9 protein-coding genes and 1 pseudogene are annotated in these 6352 nt (G+C 63.1%); 8 read left to right on the top strand and 2 right to left on the bottom strand.

Going from position 1 to position 6352, the window contains the following annotated elements:
* Positions 1-22: 22 nt before the first annotated feature.
* From JP75_RS06295 to JP75_RS06310, 4 genes and pseudogenes are all read left to right on the top strand, one after another.
* Complete coding sequence (locus JP75_RS06295; protein WP_035080595.1) at positions 23-841, top strand: bifunctional allantoicase/(S)-ureidoglycine aminohydrolase; 819 nt, start codon at positions 23-25, stop codon at positions 839-841.
* A 2-nt stretch (positions 842-843) separates the two neighbouring features.
* Complete coding sequence (locus JP75_RS06300; RefSeq protein WP_035080597.1) at positions 844-1353, top strand: ureidoglycolate lyase; 510 nt, start codon at positions 844-846, stop codon at positions 1351-1353.
* Between the two features lie 72 nt (positions 1354-1425).
* Positions 1426-2178, top strand: a complete 753-nt coding sequence (locus JP75_RS06305; protein WP_035080599.1) for an META domain-containing protein — start codon at positions 1426-1428, stop codon at positions 2176-2178.
* Positions 2178-2807: pseudogene (locus JP75_RS06310) on the top strand (nucleoside deaminase). The gene JP75_RS06305 and the pseudogene JP75_RS06310 overlap by 1 nt, the downstream one beginning before the upstream one ends.
* A gap of 123 nt (positions 2808-2930) precedes the next feature.
* Here the strand turns inward: JP75_RS06310 and JP75_RS26450 are convergent.
* Entirely contained in the window at positions 2931-3077 is a 147-nt protein-coding gene (locus JP75_RS26450) for a hypothetical protein (protein WP_160194646.1), read from the bottom strand.
* Positions 3078-3300: 223 nt separating this feature from the next.
* Between JP75_RS26450 and otsB the strand changes: the two genes are divergently transcribed.
* The 4 genes from otsB (at position 3301) to JP75_RS06330 (ending at position 6096) form a co-directional block, all read left to right on the top strand.
* Entirely contained in the window at positions 3301-4086 is a 786-nt protein-coding gene (gene otsB / locus JP75_RS06315; protein WP_051960423.1) for a trehalose-phosphatase, read from the top strand.
* 90 nt (positions 4087-4176) lie between these two features.
* Positions 4177-5592, top strand: a complete 1416-nt coding sequence (locus JP75_RS06320) for an alpha,alpha-trehalose-phosphate synthase (UDP-forming) (RefSeq protein ID WP_084587513.1) — start codon at positions 4177-4179, stop codon at positions 5590-5592.
* A gap of 55 nt (positions 5593-5647) precedes the next feature.
* Positions 5648-5899 (top strand): DUF1902 domain-containing protein, encoded by a 252-nt coding sequence (locus tag JP75_RS06325; RefSeq protein ID WP_051960424.1) that lies wholly within the window; start codon positions 5648-5650, stop codon positions 5897-5899.
* Entirely contained in the window at positions 5899-6096 is a 198-nt protein-coding gene (locus tag JP75_RS06330; protein ID WP_035080601.1) for a type II toxin-antitoxin system HicA family toxin, read from the top strand. Before JP75_RS06325 ends, JP75_RS06330 begins: the two co-directional genes overlap by 1 nt.
* A gap of 39 nt (positions 6097-6135) precedes the next feature.
* On the opposite strand, the gene JP75_RS26455 is transcribed toward JP75_RS06330, so the two are convergent.
* Positions 6136-6352, bottom strand: a 217-nt coding sequence (locus tag JP75_RS26455) for a hypothetical protein (RefSeq protein WP_035080602.1), incomplete at its 5' end; no start/stop codon positions are given.

Raw genomic sequence — 6352 nt, forward strand, 5'->3', positions numbered from 1 at the left:
CGTCCAGACTGAACTAGAGCTCATGGCCTCCACTTACGCTTCTCCTATCGCCGGCCTGCCGTCGCAGATGGCCCTTCACACCGGCCGCGCCACCTTTAACGAGGCCTATGCGCTCATTCCCAACGGCGTCATGCGCGACATTGTGACCTCGTACCTGCCCCATTGGCGCGATAGCCGCGCCTGGATCATCGCCCGCCCGCTCTCAGGCTTTGCCGAAACCTTTTCGCAATACATCGTGGAAGTCTTTCCCGACGGCGGCAGCGAACGTCCGGAGCAGAACCCCGAAGCCGAAGGCGTCCTCTTCGTCGTCGCCGGCCAGATCAATCTCACCATTGCCGGCGAGCCGCATATCCTGAAGGAGGGCGGCTACGCCTTCCTGCCGCCCGGTACGCAGTGGAGCCTCGTCAACCGCACCACGTCCCCTGCCCGTTTCCATTGGGTGCGCAAGCGCTATGAAGTGGTGGAAGGCATCGACATCCCGCCCGCCTTCGTCACCAACGAGCAGGACGAACCCATCCGCTGGATGCCCGACACCAAGAACACCTGGGGCACCACGCGCTTCGTCGAGCCCACCGACCTCCGCCACGATATGCACGTCAATATCGTCACCCTCGAGCCCGGCGCGGTGATCCCCTTCGAGGAAACCCACGTCATGGAACATGGCCTCTATGTGCTAGAAGGCAAGGCGGTCTATCGCCTCAACCGCGATTGGGTCGAGGTCGAGCCCGGCGATTTCATGTGGTTGCGCGCCTTCTGCCCCCAGGCCTGTTACGCCGGCCCCGAGCGCTTCCGGTACCTCCTCTACAAGGACGTCAACCGCCACGCGAAGCTCCCGTTCTGACCATGAGCGATCGCACCATCTACATCGAGCCGCTGACCCCCGACGCCTTCGCCCCCTTCGGCCAGGTGATCCAGACTTCGGGCGCGCATCACTATCCGATCAACACCGGCAAGACCGAACGCTTCCATGATCTCGCCAAGGTCGAGCTGGGCGGCGTCCACGCCCGCCCGCTCATCTCCATCTTCCGCGGCCAGCCCTACGCCCTGCCGCTCAGCCTGCCCCTCGTCGAGCGCCACCCCCTCGGCAGCCAGGCCTTTTATCCCATCGGCGAAGCCCATTGGCTTGTCATCGTTGCAGAAGACCAGAGCGGCACGCCCATCAATATCCGCGCCTTCCTTCCGGGCCCCAGCCAGGGCGTCAATATCGCCATGAACACCTGGCACGGCGTCCTCACCACGCTCGACAAGGAGACCGATTTCCTCGTCGTCGACCGCGGCGGCGATGGCAACAATCTTGAGGAATTCCCCCTCGATCCACCCTTCCTCGTGACCCATCGCGAACGAGGTGCTTAACCGCTTCCGCGGCTTTGCCTCGCCAGTGAACCCATGCTGGTTTAGGCTCGCAAGGAAATTGGGAGGACTGCCATGCTCAATCGACTCCTGACACTCGTGCTCTCGTTCATGCTGCTCGTCGGCGCCGCCAGCGCAGAGGACCTGACGCTGACCGGCGACGTCTTCTATCGCGAACGCATGGCCCTGCCTCCCGGCGCAACCTTGCATGTCGGCCTCGTCGCCCTGCCCAATGGCCAGCCGATAGTCGGTGCCAGCGCCGCCATCCCAGCCGGTGGCCAGGTGCCGCTGCAATTCTCCCTCGCCGTTCGCAGCGATGTCGCAAAATCCAGCGGCGCCTTCGGTCTCATCGCCGAAATCCGCGTCGGCGGTGCCGCAATGTGGCGTAACGACATTGCCGTCCCCGTTGACCTGAGCGCACCTGCCCCGGTTTCCATCCTTGTCACGAGGGCACCTATCGCCCCGACGCCTCCCGAGCCCGAATTGGACCAGAACCTCATCAACACGACCTGGACCGTAACCAGCATCGGCGGCAGCCCCATCCTCGGCACCCAACCGCTGACCCTCACCATTGCCGCCGACCTCCGCGTCGACGGCCACGCCGGCTGCAACAGCTATTTCACCCAGGCGACCATGGATGAAACCAAGCTGCAATTTGCGCCCCCCGCCTCGACCCGCATGGCCTGCCAGCCTGACATCATGGCCCAGGAAAGTGCTTTTTTCGCCGCCCTCGTCGCTGTCAACGGCTACGACCTCTCCGCGGATAGCCTGCGCCTCCTCGATGCGGCAGCCGTGCCGCTGATCGGCCTCGTGCGGGTCAAGGAGTAATCAGCTTGGATACGGCCGACTTCATCTCGCGCCTGCTCGACGTCATCGAGCACGACGTGGTGCCCATGACCGCGCGCGGTGTCGCCCAGGGCAACAAGCTCTTCGGCGCGGCGATCCTGCGAAAATCGGACCTGTCGGTAGTGGTAGCCGAAACCAATAACGAGACGGAAAACCCGCTCTGGCACGGCGAAATGCATGCCATCAAGCGTTTCTTCGAACTGCCTGCGGATTAGCGTCCGGCAACGAAAGACTGCGTCTTTCTCACCTCGCACGAACCCTGCTCGCTCTGCCTCTCCGGCATCACCTGGTCAGGCTTCGACAATTTCTATTATCTCTTCACCTACGAAGACAGCCGCGACAGCTTTGGCATCCCCTACGACATCCAGATCCTGCAATCTGTCTATGCCGTGCCCGATCCCGATCGCAGCGAAGTCCCTCCTGACCGCCCGCTCTACAACCGTACCAACGCTTTCTTCAAAAGCCGTGGTCTGCAGGAAATGGTCGCGGGCCTCGATCGCGGCCACCGCGAAAACCTCCTCGCGCGCCTCGACGATATCAGCGCCGCCTATGCCGACCTCTCCGCCATCTATCAGCGCGACAAGGGCAACAAAGGCATCCCACTCGCCTGAACCTTGCGCAGCGATTTCAGCGGACGCCGCGCAGCGCCGGCCACGACTTGCGCCGTTTTCGGCATGGGCAGGACCACGCGCCAAAGGCTCAGCGAGAGCCGGTCACGATCCGAAAGTCCCGCCTTATTCATGAATGCCGGCCTGGGCCGAAGCATTTTCTGCCGGCATTTCGGCAAAGGATGCAGCGAGCGTAATGAAGCTCAAAGCCGCGACGAACAGGGCCGACAGCAGCATTTGAGACTGAGCGGGTTTGGACAGGAGCGGACGCATTTAATGTTGTTTTCCCTCAACTTTTCGCCCTGGCCGATCAGGCAGGACGTATTGCAGCAACGTTGGAACAAGCCATATCGCTCCATCGCTGAATGGGTCACGAATGCGTGATTAATGTTTCGTTCATATTCCCGCCGCGTGCATGGCAGGCATGTGGCGCGAACCTTTTCCGCTCCCTGGCGTTCCCCTGCATGACCCCCAAAGTGCCATGTGAGGAATCCCGATGAACCAGACTCTTCTCGAAACCGGCGCGGAGGTGCCCGCACTCGCCCTGTTCACCGACTTCGACGGCACGCTCGTGGAAATCGCCGAGACACCGGACTCGGTTCATGTGCCAAATGATCTGGCCGAGCAGATCAACCGCATCACCCGCGAATTCGACAACGCTTTCGCTGTCCTCACCGGCCGCGAAATCGCCGACATCGACCGCTTCCTCGCTCCCCTGCATCTCCCGATCGCTGGTGCCCATGGCTCGCAGCGCCGCCGCGCCGATGGCTCGATGGAAGAAGTCGACGAAGAACTCATTGCTGGAGCGGAAGAGATCGCCCGCGCCATCGAACCGCTGGCCGTCGCCCATCCCGAACTCCTGATCGAACCCAAGCCCGGCACGGTCGCCCTCCATTATCGCCAGGCACCTGAACTGGCCGACGCCTGCCTCCGCGCCCTCGAAGAGGTGCTGGCCGACCACCCACAATATTCGCTGGTCGAAGGCAAAATGGTCTACGAGGCCCGCCCCATCGGCTTCGACAAGGGTGCAGCCCTCCGCGCCTTCATGCAGGAAGAACCCTTCATCGGCCGCACACCTATTTTCATCGGCGACGACGTCACCGATGAAGACGCCTTCCGCGCTGCACAGGAACTGGGCGGCGTCGGCATCAAGATCGGCCCCGGTGAAACCGCAGCGCGCCTGCGCATCGCCGATGTCACCTCGGTCCGTGCCCTGATCGGCGGCCTCGGCGACCTGGTGCATCGCGCCGAACCGGTTCTCACCGAGACAACGGCGCACTGAAACGCGTCTGATCGCACATTCACACGACCTCGGCCCGGACGCCTTCGCGCCCGGCCGTTCTTTGATCTTTATACAGGGGGCCCGTCTGCCATGAGCCGCATCGTCATCGTTTCCAATCGCACACCCGGCAAGGGCCCCGCCGCAGGCGGTCTCGCCGTGGCCCTCAAGAAAGTATTGGGCGAACGCGAAGGCTTCTGGTTCGGCTGGTCCGGCAAGCTCACCGAAAGCCCCGATGCCAAGCCGCGCTTCGAAGATATCGACGGTCTCAACATCGCTCAGATCGACCTTTCGCCCGACGATCACCGCGCCTACTATTCCGGCTTTTCCAATTCGATCCTCTGGCCCAGCTTCCACCTGCGGCTCGACCTCGCGACGATCGAAAGCCATTGGTACGAGGGCTATCGCCGCGTCAATGCGCAGTTCGCCAAGGCCCTGATGCCGCTCCTCAAGCCGGATGACGTGATCTGGGTGCACGACTACCACCTGATCCCGCTCGCGAGCGAATTGCGCAGCCTTGGCGCAAAGAATCGCATCGGCTTCTATCTCCATATCCCCTTCCCCACCGCCGACGCGCTCTATGCCATTCCCCACCATGGCGAATTGATGCGCGATCTCTCGCGTTACAATCTCATCGGCTTCCAGGCCAATCGCGACGTCGCCGCCTTCACCGATTTCGCCGAGCACCAGGCGCCCTCGACCTTCGGCACCCGCGCCACGGAAGCGGTGGATTTCTCCAAAACCGAAATCGCCGCCTTCCCCATAGGTTCCGACCCCGAAGCCTTTGCGCGCCTATCCGCCAGCCCCGCCGCCAAGAAGATGATCCACCGCATGCGCCGCGCCCTCGGCGAGCAAGCGTTGATCCTCGGCGTCGACCGCCTCGACTATTCCAAGGGTCTGCCCCAGCGCGTCGAAGCCTATGAAAAGCTCCTCGCCAACAACCAGCGCTTCCGCCGCAATGTGCACCTGCTTCAGGTCGCCCCGCCCTCCCGCGACACGATCAAGGAATATCAGGAGACCAGCGACACGCTCGACGCCATGTGCGGCCGCGTCATGGGCCGCTTTGCCGAGCCCGATTGGGCGCCCCTCACCTATGTCAAACGCGCCTATGGCCAACCGAGCCTTGCCGGCCTCTACCGCCTCGCTCGCGTCGCCCTCGTCACGCCCTTGCGCGATGGCATGAACCTCGTCGCCCACGAATATATCGGCGCCCAGAATCCGGAAAATCCTGGCGTTCTCGTCCTCTCCCGCTTCGCAGGAGCCGCCGAGATTTTTCCCGAGGCCCTCTTGGTCAATCCCTTCGATACCGACGAGACCGCCGAAGCCCTGCGCATGGCGCTCGATATGTCGCTCGAAGAGCGCAGGGACCGTTGGCAGGCCCTCGACGCCGCCGCCCGCGCCCACAATGTCGACGACTGGGCCCTCAGCTTCCTCGAGCGCCTCTCCCCCGGCATTGGCGAAGCCGGCTCCGGCGCCCGCGACGTGATCTACATGGCGTCGGTCGCGTAAGGCTTGCCGCAGCGTCACTGCCTATGGTTCAATGACTGTGATCGGAGGCTCCGCCATGCCAAAGAAGCTGCTCGTTACGGCGCAGTGGGACGAAAAGTCCAATATGTGGGTCGCCACCAGCGACGACGTTCCGGGCCTTGTCACCGAGTCCCGGACATTGGATGGCCTGCTTGATCGCGTTCTCGCCGTCACGCCGGAACTGATGGATGACAACGGCCATCACCTCGCCACGCGCCCCTTGCCCGGCGAAACTTTTGATATTTGCATTCTGTCTCAGGTTACCATTCGGCCCGGCCACGCCGCCTGATGGTCAAAGGCTTTTATGCGCAGATCACCGAAGCGCTGAAAGCCGCCGGCTGCACCTTTCGCCGCCAGGGAAAGGGCGATCATGAAATCTGGTACAGCCCGCTGACGGATAGGACATTTACCGTCGATCGCGGTAGCCTATCTCGCCACACAGCAAATGCGGTGATGAAACAGGCCGGCATCGAACGGCGCTTCTGAAACAAAAAAGGGCGGCCTCTCGGCCGCCCCTTGTTTTGATTAGCCCTCACCGCGCCGATTGCGCGCAGCGGACTTTTTCGCCGCTGTTGTCCAACGCGGCTTGGCCTTGAGACCATCGGCGCGCGGGGGCTTCACCGAGCGAGCCGGAGCCAGCGGATTGCGGGCATCGCGGGCAGGACCGGCAGCCGCTTCCCGCAGAGCGTTGGCGTCGCGGGTAGCGCCGCCCTTGCCACGCTCGCCACCCGGACGCGGCGTG

The sequence above is a fragment of the Devosia riboflavina genome (genome assembly GCF_000743575.1).
Taxonomy (GTDB): Bacteria; Pseudomonadota; Alphaproteobacteria; order Rhizobiales; family Devosiaceae; genus Devosia; species Devosia riboflavina.